This is a genomic window from Serratia sp. CY47280 (assembly GCF_052168655.1).
Classification (GTDB): domain Bacteria; phylum Pseudomonadota; class Gammaproteobacteria; order Enterobacterales; family Enterobacteriaceae; genus Serratia; species Serratia bockelmannii.
The window spans coordinates 184,968-207,385 of record NZ_JBJNMG010000004.1 but is presented as its reverse complement, the minus strand read 5'-3'; the positions used below and the strand labels follow the sequence as shown (position 1 = coordinate 207,385).

Annotated in this window: 16 protein-coding genes, 1 tRNA gene and 2 other RNA genes; 3 read left to right on the top strand and 16 right to left on the bottom strand. The window is 60.8% G+C overall.

Annotated features, from left to right (window positions below; translation table 11 throughout):
* Window positions 1–2: 2 nt before the first annotated feature.
* The 4 genes from bcsB to bcsR all read right to left on the bottom strand — a co-directional run bounded on the left by bcsB (window position 3) and on the right by bcsR (window position 5,907).
* A complete protein-coding gene (gene bcsB, locus ACJ8J4_RS17890) occupies window positions 3–2,309 on the bottom strand; it encodes a cellulose biosynthesis cyclic di-GMP-binding regulatory protein BcsB (RefSeq protein ID WP_197813062.1) in 2,307 nt (768 codons plus the stop codon).
* A gap of 62 nt (window positions 2,310–2,371) precedes the next feature.
* Window positions 2,372–4,975 (bottom strand): UDP-forming cellulose synthase catalytic subunit, encoded by a 2,604-nt coding sequence (bcsA, locus tag ACJ8J4_RS17885; RefSeq protein ID WP_060434820.1) that lies wholly within the window; start codon window positions 4,973–4,975, stop codon window positions 2,372–2,374.
* Window positions 4,972–5,712, bottom strand: coding sequence for a cellulose biosynthesis protein BcsQ (gene bcsQ / locus ACJ8J4_RS17880; RefSeq protein WP_025304844.1), 741 nt, complete (start codon window positions 5,710–5,712; stop codon window positions 4,972–4,974). Before bcsQ ends, bcsA begins: the two co-directional genes overlap by 4 nt.
* A gap of 3 nt (window positions 5,713–5,715) precedes the next feature.
* Window positions 5,716–5,907 carry a cellulose biosynthesis protein BcsR gene (gene bcsR, locus ACJ8J4_RS17875; protein ID WP_025304843.1) on the bottom strand — a complete coding sequence of 64 codons (192 nt, stop codon included), beginning with the start codon at window positions 5,905–5,907 and terminating at the stop codon, window positions 5,716–5,718.
* A 189-nt stretch (window positions 5,908–6,096) separates the two neighbouring features.
* Between bcsR and bcsE the strand changes: the two genes are divergently transcribed.
* The 3 genes from bcsE to bcsG are packed head-to-tail and all read left to right on the top strand — an operon-like array spanning window position 6,097 to window position 9,507.
* Complete coding sequence (bcsE, locus tag ACJ8J4_RS17870) at window positions 6,097–7,665, top strand: cellulose biosynthesis protein BcsE (RefSeq protein ID WP_089181521.1); 1,569 nt, start codon at window positions 6,097–6,099, stop codon at window positions 7,663–7,665.
* The gene (bcsF, locus tag ACJ8J4_RS17865) at window positions 7,652–7,855 is read left to right on the top strand and encodes a cellulose biosynthesis protein BcsF (protein WP_004934139.1); all 204 of its coding nucleotides are present in this window, start codon (window positions 7,652–7,654) and stop codon (window positions 7,853–7,855) included. The genes bcsE and bcsF overlap by 14 nt, the downstream gene beginning before the upstream one ends.
* Complete coding sequence (gene bcsG / locus ACJ8J4_RS17860) at window positions 7,852–9,507, top strand: cellulose biosynthesis protein BcsG (RefSeq protein ID WP_169540734.1); 1,656 nt, start codon at window positions 7,852–7,854, stop codon at window positions 9,505–9,507. The genes bcsF and bcsG overlap by 4 nt, the downstream gene beginning before the upstream one ends.
* A 298-nt stretch (window positions 9,508–9,805) precedes the next feature.
* Here the strand turns inward: bcsG and dppF are convergent, their stop codons facing one another.
* The 12 genes from dppF to uhpA all read right to left on the bottom strand — a co-directional run bounded on the left by dppF (window position 9,806) and on the right by uhpA (window position 22,301).
* Window positions 9,806–10,795 (bottom strand): dipeptide ABC transporter ATP-binding subunit DppF, encoded by a 990-nt coding sequence (dppF, locus tag ACJ8J4_RS17855; protein WP_015376237.1) that lies wholly within the window; start codon window positions 10,793–10,795, stop codon window positions 9,806–9,808.
* A complete protein-coding gene (gene dppD, locus ACJ8J4_RS17850; protein ID WP_004934132.1) occupies window positions 10,792–11,772 on the bottom strand; it encodes a dipeptide ABC transporter ATP-binding protein in 981 nt (326 codons plus the stop codon). Before dppD ends, dppF begins: the two co-directional genes overlap by 4 nt.
* 15 nt (window positions 11,773–11,787) lie before the next feature.
* The gene (gene dppC, locus ACJ8J4_RS17845) at window positions 11,788–12,690 is read right to left on the bottom strand and encodes a dipeptide ABC transporter permease DppC (protein WP_025304838.1); all 903 of its coding nucleotides are present in this window, start codon (window positions 12,688–12,690) and stop codon (window positions 11,788–11,790) included.
* An 11-nt stretch (window positions 12,691–12,701) separates the two neighbouring features.
* Window positions 12,702–13,721, bottom strand: a complete 1,020-nt coding sequence (dppB, locus tag ACJ8J4_RS17840; protein ID WP_038630050.1) for a dipeptide ABC transporter permease DppB — start codon at window positions 13,719–13,721, stop codon at window positions 12,702–12,704.
* Window positions 13,722–13,891: 170 nt separating this feature from the next.
* Window positions 13,892–15,499 (bottom strand): dipeptide ABC transporter periplasmic-binding protein DppA, encoded by a 1,608-nt coding sequence (gene dppA / locus ACJ8J4_RS17835; RefSeq protein WP_025304836.1) that lies wholly within the window; start codon window positions 15,497–15,499, stop codon window positions 13,892–13,894.
* Window positions 15,500–16,100: 601 nt separating this feature from the next.
* Entirely contained in the window at window positions 16,101–17,792 is a 1,692-nt protein-coding gene (locus ACJ8J4_RS17830; RefSeq protein ID WP_099816928.1) for a glycosyl hydrolase family 18 protein, read from the bottom strand.
* A gap of 424 nt (window positions 17,793–18,216) precedes the next feature.
* A non-coding RNA gene (locus ACJ8J4_RS17825) (RtT sRNA) lies at window positions 18,217–18,345 on the bottom strand.
* A gap of 36 nt (window positions 18,346–18,381) precedes the next feature.
* Window positions 18,382–18,510, bottom strand: a non-coding RNA gene (locus ACJ8J4_RS17820) — RtT sRNA.
* A gap of 35 nt (window positions 18,511–18,545) precedes the next feature.
* Window positions 18,546–18,622, bottom strand: a tRNA-Pro gene (locus ACJ8J4_RS17815).
* Between the two features lie 120 nt (window positions 18,623–18,742).
* The gene (locus ACJ8J4_RS17810; RefSeq protein ID WP_025304834.1) at window positions 18,743–20,074 is read right to left on the bottom strand and encodes an MFS transporter; all 1,332 of its coding nucleotides are present in this window, start codon (window positions 20,072–20,074) and stop codon (window positions 18,743–18,745) included.
* A gap of 95 nt (window positions 20,075–20,169) precedes the next feature.
* Window positions 20,170–21,714, bottom strand: coding sequence for a signal transduction histidine-protein kinase/phosphatase UhpB (gene uhpB, locus ACJ8J4_RS17805; protein WP_043142285.1), 1,545 nt, complete (start codon window positions 21,712–21,714; stop codon window positions 20,170–20,172).
* On the bottom strand, window positions 21,711–22,301 hold the full coding sequence (gene uhpA, locus ACJ8J4_RS17800) for a transcriptional regulator UhpA (RefSeq protein WP_025304832.1): 591 nt from the start codon (window positions 22,299–22,301) through the stop codon (window positions 21,711–21,713). Before uhpA ends, uhpB begins: the two co-directional genes overlap by 4 nt.
* Window positions 22,302–22,418 lie beyond the last annotated feature (117 nt).

Genomic DNA, 22,418 nt, shown 5'->3' with positions numbered 1-22,418 from the left:
CGTCAATCCCGATCTTCAGGCGCCAGACGACGCCGGCTGAAGGCCTTCAGGCCGCGCCACAGCATCAGCCCCAGGATCACCACCAGCACCACCGCGATCACCGCCAGCAGGACCGGATGGGTGGAGAGGGCATACCACAGCCGCTCCCACCACGGCAGGTGGCCGACATAGTAAATATCGCCGACGCGCAGGCTGTTGACCCCTGATTCGCGGATCACCGCCACCGAACCAAACACCGCGGCGCGCTTGCCGCTGTCCAGCAGGGCATTGTTGAGCAGCTCATAGCCGCGCGGGCTGTCCGCCAACAGCGCCACGATGCTGCGCTGGTCGTTGAACGGCGACTGTACGCCGATGATCGCCGACATTGCGCCCTCGGAGCTGACGGTGGTCTTGCTGTCCGGCTTGGTGTCCTCTGCCAGCACTTCCGCACTCGGCAGCGGCGGCTGCCGCGTCGGCTGTTTCACCCAGCTTTGGGTCGCGTCCACCAGCAGACTGATTTTCTTGTCGTCGCGCAGCGCCGGCGGAATGGTGCCGACCATCAGGATGTCGTCGTCGCGATCCTTGGCCTGCGACCAGTCGTCGCTCAGCGTGAAGGCCAGCGCCGGATAACCGGTTTGCGCGCCGATCACACCCAGCGCGTTCAGCAGCGCGCTGACCTGCGCCGGCTGCGGTTTCTGGTTCACCAACACCAGCGTTTGCGACAGATCCGCCAGGCGGCTGAATGGGAAGCCGGCGTTGGCGAAGGCGCGCAGGTCCGGCATCGCCATAAAGTGGCGGTAGCCGGAGAAATCGATGGTAGACGCACCGTCGATCACCGCGTGGTTTTGCGTGAAGGAATAGGTTTCGCAGCGCCCTTCCGCGCCGCTGGCCAGCAGCGTGGTGTAGTCAAAGTCAAAGCGCAGCTGGTTGGTAGCCCCCAGCCGCAGCGCCGGGATATTGACGTTCTTGTCGGAGTCGAGCAGCCCCTGCGTCAACGGCAGGCGCAGCAGCTGCGCGCCCTGTTCGTGTTCCGGCACCAGCGAGTAAGCCTGCACGAACTGGTTGTTCAGGCTGACGCTCAGCCGCGAACCGTCCTGAATGCGCGGCGCGGTATAGCGGTATTTCAGGTGCATATCGATGCCGGTGCTGCGGATCAGGAACAGGTCCGGCGGCAGGTTCATGGTCAGCGAAATCGGGCCAGGCTCGATGCCGCTGGTTTGCAGCTGTTCGGCATATTGCTGCAGCTCGGCGAAGGTCATCGGCCGATCGGTGCGCACCCAGTTCGGCGCGTCGTAAGGCTGGCGCGGCGCGAGCTGTTCCACCTTGTCCACCGTCACGTTCTGGCCGCGGAACAGAATGTTGCCCTGCGCGATGCCCTTCACCGCGGTGATCAAATCGTTGTCGTCACGCCCCTGAATCAACAGCAGTTTGACGTACGGATTGTCGGGGTGGCTGATCATCTCCACCGTCGGGCCGTTGACCGCCGGATAATCGCGCAGGAAATCCGGGCGCTGCGAGTTGGTGGCGAACACCACCGCGTGCTGCGTCGGCAGCGCGTTGTAAAGCGTCGGGAAGGATTGCCCGCGCCACTGCGCCTTGCTGCCGAACCAGGAGGCCAGAATACCCGCCGCGCGCTGCTGGGTGAGGTCAGGCTGGCCGGCGAACACCATCGGCAGCGTCAGCGGCCGATTGTCACGGCTGTCGAAGAACGGCTCAGGGAAGTGCGACAGCTCGTTTTTCACCGGCAGCGTCTGGAAACGCAGCTTCAGCGCGCTGGACTTGCTGACGTCGAGCCACAGCGAGGTGCTGGCCGGGTTTTCGCAGATGTTCTGATAATGACCGACGAACACCAGCCGGACGCGGTTAAAATCGGTGATATAGCGCGGATCGATCGCCATCTGGATGCGATTGGGCTTGCCCAGTTGCTCTTTGGCGAGGGTAGTTACGCCCATCAGTTCGTCGTTCAGATAGACCTTGACGTGCGACTCCACCGGGATCAGCGCCGGTGACGGCGTAAACTCCATATCGAGCATCGCCTGCGAGACCACCTCATCGCTGCGCACGCCGAATTCGATCTGTCCGTCCGGCCGGGTACCGCGCAGAACAAAGGTGCCCGGCGGCGGCGCTATCTGCGCAAACGACAGCGATACGTCGCGCACCGGCGCATTCGGATCCTGCGGTGCGGTGGCCAGCGGTGGCGCGGTCGCCGTATCGGCCGCCGCGGCGATCGGCGGCTGGGCCGCCACGGTCGGCGCGGTGGCGGTTTCGGCCTGCGACAGGGTACTGATGCCTAAGGCCAGAGCAGTTAACCAGGTTATTTTTCGCGTCATCGTATCATCATCAATGTTGGAGCCTGTTCACCGGGCGAGTGAGCGGGCGGTTGAACTCGCAGCTAACCCACTGTTTCTTGTTGACCCAAGGTCGGATCCCTGCCGACGCCGCGCGGAATAAACGACACGACCCAGGCGGTCAGCGACGTGACCCCGACCAGCAAACCGCGCACCAGCGGCGGCGCGTAGTCCGCCATGCGCACATAGCCCCGGAAGCCCAGCGCCAGCACGTCGCGCAGGCTTTCGATCGGCCGGTCTTCAGGGAACCCGTCCTGCCACAGCGCCCAGGTATCGGCGCGGGCGAAGGTGCACTGAATGAAATCGATGTGTTCACGGGTAGAGAGACTGACCAGACGCACCCCCACCTTGTTGCCGAAGGCGCGCGTCACCACGCAGGGGAAGCTGTACTCCTGCTGGCCACGCTTGAGCAGCAGCGAGGCTTTGTCGCCGTCTTTCAACGCGTTTTCCACTCGCATCTCAATGCCCACGCCGCCGTCGGAGTAATCGCGCAGCGTGCAGGGGTAGAGGTGGCCGTCGGCACGCGCGATCGCCGCCGGCATGGCGATCTCCACGCGGTGCGCCTGACGCACCTGCTTGGCCTCTACCGCCACCGCCACCGCGCCGCCGAGAATGGTCATGTTGTACAGCACCCACACCAGGCTGATGATCACCGTCATCACCTCGTCCGTCGGGCCATAGGCCAGCCGCCAGGCGCCGAACGCCAGCCCGGCCAGGTTAAGGATCACCAGGAACATATAAGGTCGGGTGATCACCCAGTCTACGTGCTCCTCCTCCACCAGCCCGCCCTTGGCGGTGACGTTGAATTTGCCCTTGTGCGGATTGAACAGCGCCACCGTGGTCGGCCGCGCGATATACCAGGCCAGCACCGTTTCATAGATTTCGCTCCAGAACGAATGGCGGTATTTCCCCTGGATACGCGAGTTGGTCAGGCTGGCGTGGATCATGTGTGGCAGCACATAAAGCGCGATCGCCAGCGCCGGCGCGAAGATGATGTAGGCATGCAGCAGCAAAAACGCCAGCGGTGCGGTGAGGAAGATCAGCCGCGGAATGCCCGACAGGAAGTGCAGCATGGCGTTGGCGTAGCACAGGCGCTGCGCCAGTTTCAGCCCCTTGCCCAGCAGCGGGTTGTCGAGCCGGAAGATCTGCACCATGCCGCGCGCCCAGCGAATGCGCTGGCCGATGTGCGCCGACAGGCTTTCGGTCGCCAGCCCGGCAGCCTGCGGAATGCGGATATAGGCCGAGGTATGCCCGCGCCGGTGCAAACGCAGCGAGGTGTGGGCGTCTTCGGTGACGGTTTCCACCGCGATGCCGCCGATCTCGTCCAGCGCGCTGCGGCGCAAGATGGCACAAGAGCCGCAGAAGAAGGTGGCGTCCCACATGTCGTTGCCGTCCTGCACCAGCCCGTAGAACAAGGTGCCCTCGTTGGGCGTCTGGCGGAAACGCCCCAGGTTGCGCTCGAACGGATCCGGCGAGAAGAAGTGGTGCGGGGTCTGCAGCATCGCCAGCTTTTTGTCTTTGAAGAACCAGCCCATGGTCAGCTGCAGGAAAGAGCGCGTCGGCACGTGGTCGCAGTCGAAAATCGCCACGAACTCGCCGGTGGCCTGCTTCAACGCGTTGTTGATGTTGCCGGCCTTGGCATGTTCGTGGGTCGGCCTGGCGATGTATTTCACCCCCACTTCGGCGGCGAACGCACGGAATTCGGGGCGATTACCGTCATCAAGGATATAGATATTCACCTTTTCCTTCGGCCAGTCGATGCCCAGCGCCGCATAGACGGTCGGCTTCACCACCCCGAGGTCCTCATTGTAAGTCGGCACCATCAAATCGATGGTTGGCCAGGTCGCGCTGTCAGCGGGCAACGGCACCGGCTGGCGATTAAGCGGCCAGATAGTCTGGAAATAGCCCAGCACCAGCACCACCCAGGCGTAGGTTTCCGCCACCAACAGCAACAGGCCGCACACCAGGCTAAGTGGATCGTCCCAGTTCAGCGTGGCGGTATAGCGCCACCACAGGTAACGGCAGGAGACGGTCAGCGACAGCACGATCAGCATCAGCGCAGGCAAGCGCCCCGGCACCCGGCGCACCACCATCGCGATCCCCCACAGCAGCACGACGAACACGAATTGCGCCGACAGATCGAACGGTTGCGAGATGCACAGCATGGCGAGGATCGCCGCCAGCACGCCGACCAGAATAAACAGCGCGCGTCGCATGCCGCGGTTCATGCGGCCGAGGCGCTCTACCGAACGCTGTTCCACGCCGGCGTTTTTCAGCCGCTGCGGCAGGCCCTGCAGCCAATCGGCGTAGCGCTGCTGCAGCCGACGCCACCCAGCGAAATAGTCACGCTGCACTGGCGCGCGGCCGCTGCGGAACAGCAGTAGCCACAGGCCCTGCAGCAGATAGCGCAGCGCATCCGCCGGGCGTGGGCGTTCGGCGGACAGATGCGGGAACCAGTAAGCGCGGCCGGTACGCACACGCTGCCAGGCCGGTGATTCAAAGCGCAGCAGCATCCACCCCAGCGCCACCAGCAACGTGGCAAAAAACGCGGTCAGCGCCGACGCGCCGTTGCGGCGATAGCCGCGGTAGCGCGCCTGCACCGCCTGACGCACCGGCGGCACCAGCAGCAGGCTCAGCACCCGGCTCATGGCGCAACACCCCGTTTGAGGTTGATCAGGCACCAGTTGGCCAGCGTCAGCACTTCATCCGCCGCCAGACTCTCGGGGCGGTACTCGCCCAGCGGCTGTTTGACCGCCAGCGCTTCCGCCAGCGCTTCATCGCGGTGGATCACCACCGGCAACAGACCGCTCAGGGTTTGCAGCCACAGCTGATGCAAATCCTGCTGCAGCTGGCTGGCGGAGGAGTAGTGATTGACCAGGAACCGGCAGTCGTTCGGCAGCGTCTGCTGATGGAGCCGTACCTGACAGTTGGCGTCGGGGTTCAACAGCATGAACACGCTGTCGGCTAGCTGCAGCGCCTGCTGCGCCAGAGCGCCGTCCCCGATCGGAACATCCAATAGGATCCAGCGCTGCGGATCGCCGGCGCTCAGTTGGCGCAGGTTGTCGCGCCAGCGTTCGGGCAGCTGCTGACACTGACGCTGCACTTCCAGCCGTTCCGCCGCATTCAGGCGGCCAAACGGCAGAAAATCGAGGTTTTCACAATAACGCAGCGCGCCTTCCTGCCAACCGCCGCCGTCCTGCTCCGCGCGGGCCCAGCCGCGTGCCAGTTCGAACGGCGTGTTGAAATGCAAGCGCAGCAGATTATCCGGCGTGAAATCGATCGCCAACACCGACTCACCCAGCTGCTGCAACGCCCAGGCGAGCGCCGCCGTGACCGACGTCGTCCCCATCCCACCCCGCAGCCCTTGCAGCGCGATCACCGGCATAGATCAATGGCTCCCCGCAGTCTGCGCCAATTCGGCCAACAGTGACCAGCGCGTCATCATGTGCGTTAGCCGCTCCTGCCGCGAAATATCGACATAGCTTAATTTCGGCAATGAAAAAGCCTGGCTGAGCGCCTGCAGGTCATCCTGGCTCTCCCCAGGTGCCGCTGCACGAAAATGGGTAGGTGCGTTATTCATTCTTCCGCCTTGGCGAAAATAGGCTATGTTAATTAACTATAGCAACGATACAAAAAGAGACAGGCAATAAGATGATTCTCAACAAATATTGCCGAATAGCGTCGGATATTTGTTATTGCCAGAGTAAAAATGGCTATCTTTAAATATAAACGCCTTTAGTCGGCTTTCAACGAAAGTAGAACACATCCTATGGCGCACTCTTTTTCTCTAGGCATTCGGCAGATTTGGGAAGAGCTCTCGGTGATGCAGGCTCCGGGGCTCTATTGGATCAATGTCGACAGGCAAAGCGACGCCGCGTTGCTGTGTCGCCAGGTGATCGCCGCCCAGCCGGCCACTCACAAAGTCGCCCTGATCTGCAGCGGCGACAAACCCGAAAGCCTGCTGGCCGAGCTGGCTTCGCCCGCTTTGCAAAAGCTGCCGCTGTATCAATTACCAGAGAAAAAAGCCGCGCTGACGCAGCTGAGCGACGATCTGATGCGCGCCCTGCGGCCGCAGAATCGCTTGCTTATCCTGCTGGCCCACGCCAGCCTGTGGCAAACCTTCACCACCGAAGAGCTGCGCGAGTGGACGCGTACCCTCGCCGCCTGGCTGCGGCGGCAGGGCTGCACGCTGTTGATCCTCAGCCACGGCGGCGGCATCAATAAGCTTAAAGGGCAGCTCAGCGCACAGCATCGTATCCTGAACGGCCTATCCAGCCTGCAATGGCAGCAGGACAGCGCGCAATATCTGGTGAACTGGTGGAGCACCGAAAACGGCATCAACGCCAATCAACTGCTGACGTTGTACGCCGCACAGGGCGGCTGGCAGGGCGAGGATGAAAATAGTCAACCCTCCCCCACCGCCTTGCGCAGCGACGAAGGTCAGTATCTGGCCGAACGCAGCATTCTGGAGGGCGCGCCGCCGCTGTCCGCCAACTGGCAGCTGTTGGACAGCAACGACGAACTGGCGCAGCACGGCATGCTGAGACTCTCGGCAACGTTGATTTTCGCGTTGTATCAAAGCGACCAAATCGATCACCTGGCGCACCAGATCCACACCCTGCGACGCAGCCGCGGCAGCGGCCTGAAAATCGCGGTGCGCGAGATGAGCGCCAGCCTGCGCTACAGCGACGAACGGCTGCTGCTGGCCTGCGGCGCCAATCTGATCGTGCCGCACGTCGCGCCGCTGTCGCGTTTTCTCACCATGCTCGAGGGCATCCAGGGGCAGCGTTTCTCACGCCATGTGCCCGCCGACATCGATGCGTTACTGGCCGGTTTACGCCCGCTGCAGCTCAAAGGCTATATGCGGCCGGAAGCGTTCAGCCAGGCGGTGCTTTCGCTGATGGGCAACACGCTGCTGCCTGAGGACGGCAAAGGCGTGATGGTGGCGCTACGCCCGGCCACCGGCCTACGCGCCGAACAGGCGATGACCCTGTGCCACCTGCGGCGGTTCGGCGACGTGATGACCGTGGTGCAGGGGCGGCTGGTGCTGTTCCTGTCCACCTGCCGCATCAACGATCTGGATACCGCGCTGAAGTTCATCTTCCGGCTGCCGGTGGATGAAGCCTTCAGCAACCGGGTGGTGTGGCACCAGGACGTCGATATCGTTTCGGAAATCAAACGCATGGCCCAGGGGCACTGGCAGCTTTCGGCTACCGGTACCGCCGGCGCCGCGCCGCGCCCCAGCGTGGCGGTGGCCGAGGAACCCGTGGAACGGCGGCAGCCGGTCGCCTTCACGCTGTCGCTTGACCCGCAGGAGGAACCGCATGCTGAACCTTAACGATATCGTGCAACTGATCCTGCTGTGCGCGCTGATCTTCATTCCGCTGGGTTACGCCTTTCACCGGCGTTTTCCGCATTTGCGTCAATACTGGCAAAACCTGTTGTTATCGCCGCGCTATTTGAAATCCGCCGGTTTGTGGGTGCGCACTGGCTCCTCATCTCAGATTAAACGTAAGAAGCAGCCATGAATCGAAACTCGAATACGCAATCCGATAACGCTCTGTGGCGCTACTGGCGTGGGCTGGGTGGCTGGAACCTTTACTTTCTGGCTAAATTCGCCCTGCTGTGGTTCGGCTACCTGAATTTCCACGCGCTGCCGAACCTGGTGTTCATGGCGTTTCTGCTGATGCCGATCCCTTCGCAACGCCTGCATCGCTGGCGCCACTACCTCGCCATCCCGATCGGCATCGCCTTGTTCTACCACGACACCTGGCTGCCGGGCATCAACAGCATTCTCAGCCAGGGGTCGCAGCTGGCCGGCTTCAGCGCCCAGTATCTGCTGGAACTGGTCAACCGCTTTATCAACTGGCAGATGATCGGCGCGGCCTTCGTACTGTTTATCGCCTACCTGTTCGTCGCGCAATGGGTGCGCGTCACGGTATTCACCGTGGCGGCGCTGGTGTGGCTCAATATCGTCAACATTGCCGGGCCGGCGGTCTCACTGCTGCCCGCGACCTCCACAGCCTCGGCCGGCAGCGCCAATACGCCGGCCACGGCCGCGCCGGCGGCGGGGAACGCTGCGCCGGCGGACAGCCTGCCGCCGACCAGCGCCAACCTGACGGCCTACCTGAACCAGTTCTACGACCGGGAAAAAGGCCGCGCCACCGCGTTCCCGACCACCTTGCCCGCCGACGCCCAGCCGTTCGATCTGCTGGTGATCAACATCTGTTCGCTGGCCTGGGCCGATATGGACGCGGTCAACCTGCAGAATCATCCGCTGTGGTCGAAGATGGATATCATGTTCGACAGCTTCAATTCGGCCACTGCCTACAGCGGCCCGGCCTCGATACGGTTGCTGCGCGCCAGCTGCGGCCAGCTTTCGCATCATGATTTGTACCAGCCGGTGAACCAGCAGTGTTACCTGTTCGACAACCTGACAAAACTCGGCTTCAAGGAACAGCTGATGCTCGATCACTCCGGGGTATTCGGCAACTACCTGAAAGAGCTGCGTGAACAGGGCGACATGCAGGCGCCGTTAATGTCGCAGGCCGGCATCGGCAACGAGCTGACGTCGTTCGACGGTGAGCCGATTTATAACGATCTCGAATTGCTGACCCGCTGGCTGGATCAGCAGCAAAAAGGCGGCGACGGCCGCACCGCTACCTTCTTCAACGTCATCCCGCTGCACGACGGCAACCGCTTCGTCGGCGCCAACAAGAGCGCCGACTATCAGCCACGCGCGCAGAAGCTGTTCGATCAGCTGAACACCTTCCTCGATCAGCTGGAAAAATCCGGCCGCAAAGTGGTGGTGGTGATCGTGCCGGAACACGGGGCGGCGTTAGTGGGTGACAAGATGCAGATGTCCGGCCTGCGCGATATCCCCAGCCCGAACATCACCCATACGCCGGTCGGCATCAAACTGGTGGGCATGAAGGCGCCGCATCAGGGCAGTCCACTGCAGATCAAAACGCCGAGCAGCTATCTGGCGCTGTCTGAACTGGTGTCGCGCCTGGTGGACGGCAAGGTCTTCAGCGAATCCAGCGTCGATTGGCAGACACTGACGCAGGCGCTGCCGCAGACCCCGGTCATCTCCGAAAACGACAACGCTATCGTGATGCAATATCAGGGCAAGCCTTACATTCGCCTGAACGGCGGCGACTGGGTGCCTTATCCGCAATAAGCGCGACCTCATCAACCTAAAGCACGCCGCCGGCGTGCTTTTTTATTAGGGTTTTATAATAGAAATGGCGAAACAGCTCGACCGACAGAATGTTATTAACAACAAACCATTGAATTCTATTATTCGATTATTATTTTTATGCGAAGATTCTTAAAAAAATAACGATTTGTCAGAATGACGTTAAGGGAATAATTTAAAAAATGGGTTGTCGCGATCGTTTACTGACTAACCCTTTGATTGAGTAATAAAAAACGCCGGCGTGATGCCGGCGTGAATTTAAGCGATGACGTTCGACGCCTTACGCCCCCGGATGTTCGTCCTGATCGACCGCAAAGCAGGCCACCATCTGCTCACCGTACTGTTTGAGCTGCGGCTGCAGCTGTACGCAGGTGCCAAAAGCGCGGCGGCAGCGGGCATTGAACGCACAGCCCGGCGGCGGATTCATCGGGCTGGGCAGCTCGCCGGTCAATTTGATGCGCTCGCGGCGCATATCCGGGTTTAACCGCGGCGTCGCCGACAGCAGCGCCTGAGTGTACGGATGACGCGGGTTGTTGAAGATCGCCTCTTTGCTGCCCTTTTCCACGCAGCGACCGAGGTACATCACCATCACCTCGTCGGCGATGTGTTCCACCACCGACAGATCGTGCGAGATAAACACATAGGACAGCCCCAGCTCCTGCTGCAGATCCATCATCAGGTTCAGCACCTGCGCGCGCACCGACACGTCCAATGCCGACACCGGTTCATCGGCGATCACCACGTCCGGATTCAGCATCAGCCCGCGGGCAATGGCGATACGCTGGCGCTGGCCGCCGGAGAACATGTGCGGGTAGCGGTCATAATGTTCGGTCTTCAGGCCGACCTTCGCCATCATCTCCAGCGCTTTTTCCCGCCGTTCGGCGGCGCTGAGCGACGTGTTGATCAACAGCGGCTCCTCGAGGATCTGCCCGACCTTCTTGCGCGGGTTGAGCGATCCGTAAGGATTCTGGAACACGATTTGGATCTTCTGGCGTCGCAGTTTCTCGGCCGAGACGTCCGGCTTCAGCAGATCCTGCCCCTGGTAGTACAGCTCGCCGCCGGTCGGCACTTCGATCATCGTCAGCAGGCGGCCGAGCGTCGATTTGCCGCAGCCCGATTCGCCGACCACCGCCAGCGTTTTGCCGCGCTCCAGGGTGAAGGACACACCGTCGAGCGCCTTGACCAGCCGCTCCGGCGCGAACAGGCCCTTTTTCACCGGGTAATGCTTCTTCAGGTCAATCGCCTGCAGTAAAGGTTGATTCTGGCTCATACGGTCGGCCTCCCCGCATCATCCAGCGGTGTGTGACATTTAACCTGACGGCCGGGAATGCTGCGCAGTTCCGGCTCCTCGTTACGGCAGCGCTCGTTGGCGTACGGACAACGCGGATTGAGCAGGCAGCCGGTCGGGCGATCGTATTTGCCCGGCACCACGCCCGGCAGCGAAGCCAACCGCGCCTTGTCGGCGGCAAACTCCGGCAGCGCGCGCAGCAGTGCCTGGGTGTATGGGTGGCGCGGCGCGCGGAAAATCTCCGCCGCCTTGCCGGATTCCACCACCTGGCCGGCGTACATCACGATGATGTGATGCGCGGCTTCCGCCACCAGCGCCAGATCGTGGGTGATCAGCAGCAGCGCCATGTTTTCGCGCTGCTGCAGGTCCAGCAACAGCTCGATGATCTGCGCCTGGATGGTCACGTCGAGCGCGGTCGTCGGCTCATCGGCGATCAGCAGCTTCGGCCGACAGGCGATGGCCATGGCGATCATTACGCGCTGGCTCATGCCGCCGGAAAGCTGGTGCGGGTATACGTCCAGCCGCGAAGCCGGATCAGGAATGCCCACCTGGGTCAGCAGGTCGATAGCACGCTGGCGGCGAGTGCGGCGATTGCCGCCCTGATGCACCTTCAGCGCCTCCATGATCTGATAACCGACGGTATAGCACGGGTTCAGGCTGGTCATCGGATCCTGGAAGATCATCGCCACTTCGGAGCCCACCAGCTGGCGGCGCTCTTTTTCGGAGATCTTGCGCAGATCCTGGCCGTTGAACTCCAGCTTGTCGGCCATCACCTTGCCGGGGAAATCGATCAGGCCCATGATCGCCAGCGAACTGACGGATTTGCCGGAGCCGGATTCACCGACGATGCCGACCACCTGACCTTGCTCCACGCTGTAACTGATGCGGTCTACCGCGCGGAACGGGGTGCCTTCGTCACCGAAATGCACCGAAAGCTTGTCTACATTCAATAACGCCATCTCTCTCGTCCTCTGTTACTGCTTGAGTTTGGGGTCGAGAGCGTCACGCAAACCGTCCCCCATCAGGTTGAATGCCAGCACCGTCAGCAGGATCGCCACGCCGGGGAAGGTCACCACCCACCAGGCACTTTGCGCGAACTGCAGCACGTCGGAGAGCATGGTGCCCCACTCCGGCGTCGGCGGCTGCGCGCCCATGCCCAGAAAGCCGAGCGCGGCCATGTCCAGAATGGCGTTCGAGAAACCGAGAGAAGCCTGCACGATCAAAGGCGCCAGGCAGTTAGGCAGAATATTGACGAACATCTGGCGCAGTGCGCCGGCGCCCGCCACCCGCGATGCGGTGACGTAGTCGCGGTTGACCTCCACCAGCACCGCCGCGCGCGTCAAACGCACATAGTGCGGCAGGGCGACGAAGGTCAGCGCCAGCGAAGCGTTAACGATCGACGGCCCGAATACCGCCACCAGTACCAGTGCCAGCAGCAGGCTCGGCAGAGCCAGCATGATGTCGACGACGCGCATGATAATCGCGTCCACCACGCCGCCGAAGTAACCGGCCAGCAGGCCGAATATCACGCCCATGATCAGCGACAGCACTACCACCAGGCAGCCGACCAACAGCGACAGCCGTGCACCGTACATCAGGCGCGACAGGACGTCGCGGCCCACGTCGTCGGTGCCGAGGATATATTGCCAGCTGCCGCCCTCTTGCCACACCGGCGGCTTGAGCAGAGCATCGCGGAACTGGTCCGCCGGCGCATGCGGCGCCAGCACGCCGGCGCCGAGCGCGATCACCAGCATCAGAACGATATACACCAGGCCGACCACGGCCCCTTTATTGCGCTTGAAATAGTGCCAGAACTCCTGAAACGGGGTCATTGGCTTCGGCGCACCTTTAACTGCAGACTCAGTGATTTGAGACATGAGAGCGCCCCTTATTTCTTGTGGCGAATACGCGGGTTGACCACGCCGTAGAGCACGTCTACCAGCAGGTTAACCAGAATGATCATACAGGCGACCAGCAACACCCCGCCCTGCACCACCGGGTAATCGCGGCGCTGCAGCGCGTCGATCAGCCAGCGGCCCAGCCCCGGCCAGGAGAAGATGGTTTCGGTCAGAATGGCGCCGGCCAGCATGGTGCCGACCTGCAGCCCGATCACCGTCACCACCGGCAGCAGCGCGTTGCGCAGCGCGTGGACGACGATCACCCGCATACGGCTCACGCCCTTGGCGCGGGCGGTGCGAATGTAGTCTTCACCCAACACCTCCAGCATCGAGGAACGGGTCATGCGCACGATCACCGCCAGCGGGATGGTGCCCAGCACGATGGCCGGCAGGATCATGTGCATCACCGCGTCGATAAAGTCGCCCGGCTCGCCCCAGATCAGGGTGTCTATCAGCATAAAGCCGGTCAGCGGCTGGCTGTCGTCAAGGAATACCGTGTCGCTGATGCGCCCCGACACCGGCGTCAGGTTAAGCTGCACCGACACCAGCATGATCAGCATCATGCCCCACCAGAAAATCGGCATCGAATAGCCGGTCAGCGAGATGCCCACCGCAGTATGATCGAAGACCGAGCCACGTTTGACCGCCGCCAGCACCCCGACCGGGATGCCTACCAGCACCGCGAAAAGCATCGCGCAGAAGCCCAGCTCCAGCGTAGCCTGAAAGCGCGGAACGAACTCGCTCCAGACGGAGATGCGGCTTTTGAGTGAGGTGCCCAGATCGCCGTGCAGCACGTTGGACACGTAGGAGAAATATTGTTGATAAAGCGGCTTGTCCAGCCCCATTTCCGCCATCAGCTGCGCGTGGCGCTCGGCGGAGATACCGCGTTCCCCGGCCATGATGGTCACCGGGTCGCCGGGGATCATATGGACGAATGCAAAAGTCAGCAATGTAATGCCGATAAACGTTGGGATAACTAACCCCAAACGTCGGAGTATGAACTGCAACATATCCCGAACTCTCTGTATCAATGCCCGGCAGCTCATCGTCCGCCAGGCTTATTAACGCTCACATGCCTTTGAACGATTCGACGGCCATACGCCGGAGACTGGTCAGCAGGGGCGCAAACCTGTTGCGCCCCTGCAAGTCCATTCGTGCGTCTCCGGTAAAGCGGTCGAAATCAGTCTACAGAGACATTCTCGAAGTGATGCTTACCGAGCGGATCCACGACGTAGCCTTTCACTTCCTTACGCACAGGCTCGTACACGGTGGAGTGTGCGACAATCAGCGCCGGAGCCTGATCGTGCATCACCACCTGCGCCTGTTTGTACAGTTCGATGCGCTTGTCGTGGTTGGATTCGGCGCGCGCCGGTTGAATCAGATCTTCAAACGGCTTGTAGCACCAGCGGGAGTAGTTTGAGCCGTCTTTCGCCGCCGCGCAGCTGAACAGCGTGGCGAAGAAGTTATCCGGATCCCCGTTGTCGCCGGTCCAGCCCATCATCACCGTCTGGTGCTCGCCCGCTTTGGCGCGCTTGAGGTATTCACCCCACTCATAGGTCACGATTTTGGCTTTCACGCCGATCTTGGCCCAGTCGGCCTGGATCATTTCCGCCATGCGGCGTGCGTTCGGGTTGTAAGGACGCTGTACCGGCATCGCCCACAGGTCGATGCTGAAACCGTCGGCCATGCCCGCTTCTTTCAGCAACTCTTTCGCCTTGGCCGGATCGTAAGCGTAATCCTGCACCGCGTCGTTATAGCCCCACATGGTTGGCGGGATCAGGTTCTTGGCCGCCTGGCCCGCGCCCTGATAAACCGCGTCGATGATCGCCTGCTTGTTGACCGCCATGGTCAACGCCTGGCGCACCTTCAGGTTATCCAGCGGCTTTTTCTCGACGTTGAACGACAGGTAACCCACGTTCAGGCCTGGCTGTTCCATCAGGTTGATGGACTTGTCTTGCTTCATGCGGGCGATATCGGCCGGGTTCGGGTACGGCATCACCTGACATTCGTTTTTCTGCAGTTTGGCGTAGCGCACGGAGGCGTCAGGCGTGATGGAGAACACCAGGCGATCGATCTTCGGCTTGGTGCCCCAGAAACCGTCGAATGCCTTGTACAGGATCTTGGAGTCTTTCTGGTATTGCAGCAGCTGGAACGGACCGGTGCCGATCGGATTCAGGTCGACTTTCTCCGGCGTGCCGGCTTTCATCATCACGTCGGCGTATTCGGCGGACAGGATGGACGCGAAGTCCATGCCCAGGTCAGCCAGGAACGGCGCCTCCGGGCGGTTCAGCACGAAGCGCACGGTGTTGTCGTCCACTTTTTCAATCTTGGCGATCAGCTTAGGCATGTCCATGCCTTCAAAGTATTCGTAGCTGCCGCCAGACACTTTGTGGTAGGCGTTGTTCGCATCCAACTGGCGCTCAAAGGAGAACACCACGTCGTCGGCGTTGAAATCGCGCGTCGGTTTGAAGTCTTTGTTGCTCTGCCACTTCACGCCTTTGCGCAGGTGGAAGGTGTAGGTTTTGCCGTCTTCGCTGACGTCCCACTTCTCAGCCAGGCCCGGCTGCAGTTCGGTGGTGCCGATTTTGAATTCGACCAGGCGGTTGTAGATCGGTACCGAGCTGGCGTCGTAGGTGGTGCCGGAGGTAAACAGCTGCGGGTTGAACCCTTCCGGGGAACCTTCAGAACAGTAAACCAACGTCTTGGCCTGTACGCTGGCCGCCACGGTCAGCGCGATCAGCCCAATACCGAATTTCAGAATCCCCGATTTACCCAAGGAACGTGTCATCGTTAGTGCTCCATTGTGTGATGTGATGTGTGTAATTGCCGCCAGACCTGTATTTTTTATTGCGTGGCCTGTGCGATCGGCGCCCGAAGGCAGAAGGCGTACGAGGAGAGAATGCCGGATGGAACGCATCGCGGCGGGGACGTCTGAGCGCGTGGAATTCACTCAAACAACTCTCGCTCTTACCCCTGAGGCTATCAAGTTGCCAACTGTTTGGGGTGTCGTCAATATAACCAGTGGGGATTTACGCAGACTGTGAGAAACAGCAAACAAACATAAAAAAAACCTTTTGTTAACAGTTCCAGCATGAAAATTTATGCTAAGCGGCCATTTTTAGCGCATTGGTCTGACCCTAACAAAGTTACTGGTTTTTAACTCCGTTAAAAAACGCCAAAACTTTGTTGCTGAATGATGAATATCTGAACGGTTATTTTTGTGATCGCCGTTAAAGACAGGAGGAAATGCTGAAGGATTACCCAAAAGGGTGAGTCCGATGAGCGCGTTTTGCACCGGGCAGGCCCACAATCTGTGCGGCGTAAAAAAACTTTCGGCTGCGAAAAAGCCGGGGGCGAAAGGATATCCCCCGGCAACGCACTGCAACCGATTATTGAACGCCGGCGCTATTGCCCAGGCTGGCGTTCATGCTGTTGAGAATATCGCCGTTGTCCGCGTCGATCTCCCAGGAGAACAGGCCGCCCAACTGCTTATCCAACACGTACTGGCCTTTGGCCTGCACCGAGCGGGCATCGTCGAAGGTGATCAGATCGCCGGTGGAAGGTTTGAACACGTAAGGCGCTTCCGCCGTGGCGTCGTAGGTATACTGCCACTCGCCGCTCATGAACTGGCTGGCGATTTGGCGGTAGTCCACGATGCCATTCTCCCAGGTGCCTTTAACCGGCCCGGTGGCGGTACCGGTGAACGGAATGTTGTTCTGGTAGCCGTTCACCCCGGTCCAGCCGCGGCCATACATGGCGGTGCCGACGACGATCTTGCCCGGCTTGACGCCCTGCGTCAGCAGCGCATTCACGCCGTTCACCGTGGTGTAGGCGGTATCCGGTTTCCAGGCCGGCGCATTCAGCGCGGTCTGATGCCCCAGGTTCTTCAGATCGAAGGCGCCATAGAAGTCGTAGCTCATCAGGAAGATGTGATCCATCGAGTTCTGCGCAACGTTGTAAGCCACCTTGTCGATCTTGTCCTTGCCAGCGCTGATGGCGGAGGTCAGCTCATACTTGCGGCCGGTTTCCGCCGACAGCTGATCCAGCATCGCCCGCAGCTCCTTCATCAGCAGCACATAGGTTTCCCCGTCTTGCGGGCTGCCCAGGTTAGGGTTGGCGCCTTTGCCGCCCGGGAACTCCCAGTCGATATCCACGCCGTCGAAGAACTTCCAGGTCTGCAGGAACTCTTTTACCGAACCGACGAAGCGATCGCGCTTCACCTTGTCGCCCATGAAGAAGAACGGGTCGGACAGCGTCCAGCCGCCGATCGACGGCAGAATTTTCAGGTCAGGATGCGCCTGCTTCAGCGCCATCAGCTGGCCGAAGTTGCCCTTGTAAGGGTCATCCCAGGCGGTCACGCCCTTCTGCGCTTTTTGCAGCGCGGCGAACGGATCGTGGATCGAGACTTTGAAGTCCTCGCGGCCCTGACAGGAGCGCTGCAAGGCCTGGAAACTGCCTTCGATCTCTTTCAGGCTGTCGTTGATGCCATTGCCGCCGCAGATCGGGATAAAGCCGTACAGCAGGTGGGTCAGGTTTTGCGCCGGGATCTTGTCGACGGTGAAATTGCGCCCGTAAACGCCCCACTCGACGAAATAAGAACCGACCACTTTGCCGGAGTTCTGTTTATACGGTTTATTCTTTTCCAGCAGCGGCTCTTTCAACGGCGCCAAATGGCTGCCGTCGGTGTCGGCCACCACAATTTCGGTGGCGTCGCTGGCGGTGCAACCGTCGGCATTGCACAGTGCCACCTGCATTTGATAACGGCCGCCTTTATTCACTTTAAAATTCGCCGTACCGGAAGAACCGGTTGAAGGACCACTCCACGCCTCTTTACCATTTAATAAAATCTTGGCCGTCGTGCCCGCGTCGCCATTCCATAAATTCCAGGAGACAGAAACGTCGGCGGTATTTTTTACCTTCACCAGATTATTATAAGCGGTGGCCGCCTGATCGACTTCGACGATAGCGAACTTGGTGTTGCCCCAGGCAATGGTCGGCTTGCCCGGCGCGGCGGCCTGCGCCGCGGAACACAACGTGCTGCCGATCAACAGCGCCAACAGCGGTTTATTAAATTTGCGCATAACTGATTCCTTTATTCCGAGAGGATAAACATAAAAGAGTTAATCGTCGCTACGCATTGCCGAAGCGAAAAAATTCCGCAATAATCCACGAAGATTAACGTTAATAAATAATCACGGTATTTCCCACGCGACGGGAATAAGAGTTCCCGCGTTGTCCATTTAGACTATAGGTAAAAAAAACGTGAAAACAAGAGCGCTATCAATCGGGTTTTATTTGGCAAGCATGAATTTATTTAAACATGAAAATAAGAATCTAATGGGAGTAAGGAATGTGAATTAATTAAGCGTAAAGGATAAATATATTTCACGAGGACGGCAGATTGAGGCACGCCATAAAGCGAAGCCGGTCGTAGCGAGGAGGTACTCATCCTCATAAACGACAGGCGAAAAAAAACCTGCTTTAAAAAGCAGGTTTTTCGAATGGTGGTCGGCGAGAGAGGATTACGCGCATCTTTGATACGCGCCCTGCGGGCCGTTGCTGAAGCAACGTTGTCTCGCTTCGCGAGGCTCGAACCTCCTGCGGAGGTACTCATCCTCATAAACTGCAGGCGAAAAAAAACCTGCTTTAAAAAGCAGGTTTTTCGAATGGTGGTCGGCGAGAGAGGATTACGCGCATCTTTGATGCGCGCCCTGCGGGCCGTTGCTAAAGCAACGTTGTCTCGCTTCGCGAGGCTCGAACCTCCTGCGGAGGTACTCATCCTCATAAACTACGGGCGAAAAAAAACCTGCTTTAAAAGCAGGTTTTTCGAATGGTGGTCGGCGAGAGAGGATTCGAACCTCCGACCCACTGGTCCCAAACCAGTTGCGCTACCAAGCTGCGCTACTCGCCGATGCGGGGCGCATCTTACTGCTGGCGGTTATAGGCGTCAATCACTTTTTTTCCCCTGCATTTCAAGTGATGATAAAAGCGCCATAATGCGCTGCGCCGGGGGCTGCGCAGCGTATTTTACTCAGGCGTTGGCCGGTTTCAGTGCCGGCGTCTGCGCACGCAGGAACGGCAGCAGGAACAGCGCCGACAGGCAGGCGGCGATGGAAATCACCACGAAGAAGCCGTTCCAGTGCCAGACTTCCATCACTCGCGCAATCGGATAGCCGGACAGCGCTGCGCCCAGGTAGGCGAACAGGCCGACGAAACCGGTCGCCGCGCCCGCCGCATCCTTGTGCGAGCACTCCGCCGCCGCCATGCCGATCAGCATCTGCGGGCCGAAGATGAAGAAGCCGATGGCGAAGAAGCAGCAGGCCTGCAGCAGGTAGGTCACGCCCGGCATCAGCCACAGCGCCGCCACCGACAGGAAGATACCGATGGCGAAAATCAGGTTCATCGGGCCGCGGTTGCCGCGGAACAGCTTGTCGGAGCCCCAACCGGCCACCAGTGAACCGATAAAACCGCCCACTTCAAACAGCGAGATGGCCGAGTTGGCGGTCATCAGCGAATAGCCCTTTTCCTGCGTCAGGTAGAGGTTGCCCCAGTCGTTGATCGCGGTACGCACGATGTACACCAGCACGTAAGAGACCGCCAACAGCCAGATGTACTTGTTGGTCAGCACGTAGCGTTTGATGATCTCGCGGTTGCTCAGCCCCTGGCCTTCCGATTCCTGCACCAGCTCCATGGCGTCGTTACGCCATTTGCCGACGCTCGGCAACCCCAGGGTGGATGGCTTGTCGCGCAGGCGCCAGCACATCAGCAGGCCGAGCACCACGCCGATGATGCCGGGAATGATCATGCCGTAACGCCAGCTGAAGTGCAGCGAGATAAAGCCCACCAGCAGCGGGATCAGCGCGCCGCCGACGTTGTGCGAGGTATTCCAGATCGCCCACCAACTGCCGCGCTCGGAACGCGAATACCAGCTGGTGAGGATTTTGGAGCACGGCGGCCAGCCCCAACCCTGGAAGAAGGCGTTGAGGATCCACAGCGTGCCCAGCATCAGCAGCGACGAGCTGAGGCCGAAGAAGATATTCAGCACCCCGGTCATGATCAGGCCCAACCCCATAAAGTAACGCGGGTTGGAGCGATCGCTGATCATGCCGGAAATGAATTTCGAGCAGCCGTAGGTGATGTAGAACAGCGTGCCGAGGATACCGACGTCGGACATCGTCAGACCCAGATCGCTCAGCATCGCCGGCATGATGAAGTTGAAGCTTTTGCGCGTGAAGTAAAACGCAGCGTAGCCGATGTACATGGTGCACATCAGCTGGATGCGCCAGTATTTGTAGCTGGCGTCGATCTGCCGTTGATCGGTGACCTGCGGCGCGTCCGAGCGGCTTTTAAGGAAAGACCACATGTGGAACCTCAGAGGATTGAATAAAGTGCCGCTATGATGCTCCCCGCGCGCGCGGGAGGCTTACGCCGGATTCCCGACGCAGTTAGGAGTTTTTCCTAGTTTTGCGCTTGCTCCGGTGAAACTGTGGGCAAGATCACACTCAAACAGGCGCCCCGCTCCGAGGTGAGCCGCAGGCTGCCGCCGAGGGCGCTGATGCGCTCCTGCATGCCGCGCAGGCCATACCCCGGCTGATGGTTTTCCGCCTCGAAGCCCACGCCGTTGTCGCGGATGGTCAGGGCGATCAGCGGCGCGGCGCCTTTGCGCGGCTGCAGGCGTGCGTCCAGCTCCAGGCGGCTGGCGCCGGCGTGGCGGCACACATTGGTCACTCCTTCCTGACACACCCGGTACAGCGTGATTTTCAGCGTTTCATCCAGCAGCTCGTCCGGTACCTGCCACTGCAGGCTGCTCACCAGTGACGCGTCCTGCGGCAGCGATTCCCGCAGCATCGCCGCCACCGCCGCCGACAGCGGCAGGTTGTTCAGCGCCGCCGGCCACAGCTGGGTCAGCACGTCGTGCACCCCGTCGTAGACCCGCAGCGCCAACGCATCGATGGTGTCGGCGCAGCCGATCACCGCCGGTTCCGGCGCCAGGCGTTTGACGATGCTGGCTTGGGTACGGATCACGGTGATGGTCTGCCCCACTTCATCGTGCAGCTCGCGCGCCACCTCGCGCCGGGTTTGCTCCTCCGCCGTCACCAGCGCCCGCGCCAGCTGGCGGTTCTCCGCCAGCCGCAGCCGCAACTGTTGATTCAGTTCGCGCTGGCGCTGAATGCCGGCGCCCAGCAGCAGCCCGGTCAGGCTTTGAGCCAGCAGCGACAGCAGCAGATCGCGGTGCGACTCCGGCTGCGGCGGCTCGTTGACCATCAGCGCCACGCCGTTGAGCAGCGTCGCCAACAACGCGCCCTGCCAGCCATAGCGATAAGACATGAACACGATAGGAATGGCCAGGCAGAACGGTGCGAAACGCCGCAGCTCGGCGGCGTTCACCTGCTGCTGCAGCCAGATGCTGAATGCAAACAGCAGCAGATAGCTGGCCAGGTGGCCCAGACGCAGCTCCACCGGCTTGTGGATCAGCCCCGGCTCCAGCGGCACCCAGATTTGGCGTGCCAGATAGTGCCACAACAGCAGGCAGGTCGGCGCGATGGTGAAACCGCCGGTCAGGCCGAGCAGCAGCGCACGGGCGCCTTCGCCGCTCACCAGCTGCCACACCAGCGCCTGCAGCAAGGCGGCGGCGGTGACCACCGCACCCTGCAACAGCGGCCATCGCCATTCGCTGTCGCTCTGCTGATGGCGCAACAGCCACGGCGAGGCCAGCAGGCTGAGCAGCACCGTCAGCACCAGCACCGCCACCGACGCCCACAGCGCCGGGCCGTAACCGAACTGGTCCGCCAGCAGCGCCATCAGCAGCAGGTCGGCCAGCAGGATCCCCGGCCAGAAACGGTACGGGCTCTGCAGCAAAATGCCCATGCGCAAGCCGAACGGGAACAACAGCAGCGCCTGCCAGGGCGGGTCGATCAGCGCGGTGCCGATGCCCCACAGGCAAAACGCGCTGGCGGCGTAGATGAAAAACAGCGCCAGCTGGGTGATCAGACGCTGCGTCACAGGTTCAGCATCCGTCTGGCCAGCTCAACGTTGTTGGTGATGCCCAGCTTGGCGAACAGGTTGGCGCGATGCACATGCACCGTCTTCGGCGACAGCCCTAAGGCGGCGGCGATCTCGCGCACCTCCTGGCCCTGCGCCAGCAATAGCGCGATCTCGCGCTCGCGGCGGGTCAATGGATCCACCTTCACCCGCGCCAACTGCTGCGCGATTTCCGGCATCAGGTAGACGCCGCCGCCGGCGACGGTGCGCACCGCGGTGATCAGATCTTCCGGTTTGCAACGCTTGGAGAGGAAACCGCTGGCGCCGCGTTCCAGCGCCATTTCCACCAGCGCCGGGTTATCGTGCATCGACAGCATCACCACGCGGATGCCGGAAGGAATGTCCGCCAGCAGATCCAGCCCGCTGCCGTCCGGCATCGAAATGTCGCAAATGCAGATTTCCGTCTCCAGCCCCGGCAGGCCGGCGCGCGCCTGCGCCGCGCTGCTGAACTCGCCCACCACCTGAATATCGGCCTCCAGCGACAGCAGCTGCACAAAGCCCGAACGCACAATGTCATGATCGTCGATAAACGCCACGCGCAGGGTCATGGAAATCTCCGGTTAGAAGGGGAAGTGCGCAAGTATACCGTATGCACACACCGGAATAATTGATGAAGAGAATGTATTGGGTGAAATTACCGGGTGCGCAAGGCAGGCACCCGGCGG

Bases quoted from the DNA above. Each gene is read 5' to 3' on its own strand.
- bcsR (WP_025304843.1), bottom strand. From the start codon at position 5,907: ATGAATAACGCACCTACCCATTTTCGTGCAGCGGCACCTGGGGAGAGC.
- dppF (WP_015376237.1), bottom strand. From the start codon at position 10,795: ATGAGCCAGAATCAACCTTTACTGCAGGCGATTGACCTGAAGAAGCAT.
- ACJ8J4_RS17830 (WP_099816928.1), bottom strand. From the start codon at position 17,792: ATGCGCAAATTTAATAAACCGCTGTTGGCGCTGTTGATCGGCAGCACG.
- dppC (WP_025304838.1), bottom strand. From the start codon at position 12,690: ATGTCTCAAATCACTGAGTCTGCAGTTAAAGGTGCGCCGAAGCCAATG.
- dppA (WP_025304836.1), bottom strand. From the start codon at position 15,499: ATGACACGTTCCTTGGGTAAATCGGGGATTCTGAAATTCGGTATTGGG.
- dppD (WP_004934132.1), bottom strand. From the start codon at position 11,772: ATGGCGTTATTGAATGTAGACAAGCTTTCGGTGCATTTCGGTGACGAA.
- bcsB (WP_197813062.1), bottom strand. From the start codon at position 2,309: ATGACGCGAAAAATAACCTGGTTAACTGCTCTGGCCTTAGGCATCAGT.
- ACJ8J4_RS17810 (WP_025304834.1), bottom strand. From the start codon at position 20,074: ATGTGGTCTTTCCTTAAAAGCCGCTCGGACGCGCCGCAGGTCACCGAT.
- bcsF (WP_004934139.1), top strand. From the start codon at position 7,652: ATGCTGAACCTTAACGATATCGTGCAACTGATCCTGCTGTGCGCGCTG.
- bcsQ (WP_025304844.1), bottom strand. From the start codon at position 5,712: ATGCCGGTGATCGCGCTGCAAGGGCTGCGGGGTGGGATGGGGACGACG.
- bcsG (WP_169540734.1), top strand. From the start codon at position 7,852: ATGAATCGAAACTCGAATACGCAATCCGATAACGCTCTGTGGCGCTAC.
- dppB (WP_038630050.1), bottom strand. From the start codon at position 13,721: ATGTTGCAGTTCATACTCCGACGTTTGGGGTTAGTTATCCCAACGTTT.
- uhpA (WP_025304832.1), bottom strand. From the start codon at position 22,301: ATGACCCTGCGCGTGGCGTTTATCGACGATCATGACATTGTGCGTTCG.
- bcsA (WP_060434820.1), bottom strand. From the start codon at position 4,975: ATGAGCCGGGTGCTGAGCCTGCTGCTGGTGCCGCCGGTGCGTCAGGCG.
- bcsE (WP_089181521.1), top strand. From the start codon at position 6,097: ATGGCGCACTCTTTTTCTCTAGGCATTCGGCAGATTTGGGAAGAGCTC.